The 573-nt window shown below is 35.1% G+C and carries 1 protein-coding gene; it reads right to left on the bottom strand.

What is annotated here, in order from left to right:
* Positions 1 to 7: 7 nt before the first annotated feature.
* Positions 8 to 573: IS256 family transposase (locus ACTWQB_RS17410; RefSeq protein WP_443140407.1), on the bottom strand; the 566-nt coding region annotated here is incomplete at its 5' end.

Consider the following 573-nt stretch of genomic DNA (forward strand, 5'->3'; position numbering starts at 1 on the left):
AAGAAGATTAAGTTTCGATAGCTTCAAACATTTTAAGTAGTTCTGGTTTAGCTTTTTCAAACCCTCTATGACATCGCATACTATGTTTTTCAATATAATTATGGAATTGCGTGACTAAATAACGTTTAAGCGATTCCTCATTCGGAAATTGCTCTTTAGCCTTGATATGACGTTTGATTTGCTTATTAAAAGACTCTATTAAATTCGTAGAGTAAATACTTCTTCGAATGGAAGCTGGAAAATCAAAAAACGTTAGGAGTTGTTCATGATCCATTACATTTTTAATAACAGATGGATAAAGCTTTTGCCATTTTTCCCGAAATTGTTCAAGTTGAGATTCAGCTTCAGTACGATTATCAGCTTGATATACCTTTTTAAAGTCATTAGAGATTTCTTCACGATCACTAACTCGGACTTTTTTGGAAATATTTCGCGAAACATGAACACAGCAAACTTGATGCTTCGCTTTAGGGTAAACACGATGAATCGAATCGGTCATCCCTTTAAGCCCATCAGAGACAAACAACAGAACGTTTTTAACGCCTCGTTCACGAAGGGACGAAAGCATCTCTT

Origin of the sequence: Piscibacillus sp. B03 (assembly GCF_052246295.1) — a bacterium.
In the GTDB taxonomy this organism is placed as follows: domain Bacteria; phylum Bacillota; class Bacilli; order Bacillales; family Alkalibacillaceae; genus Piscibacillus.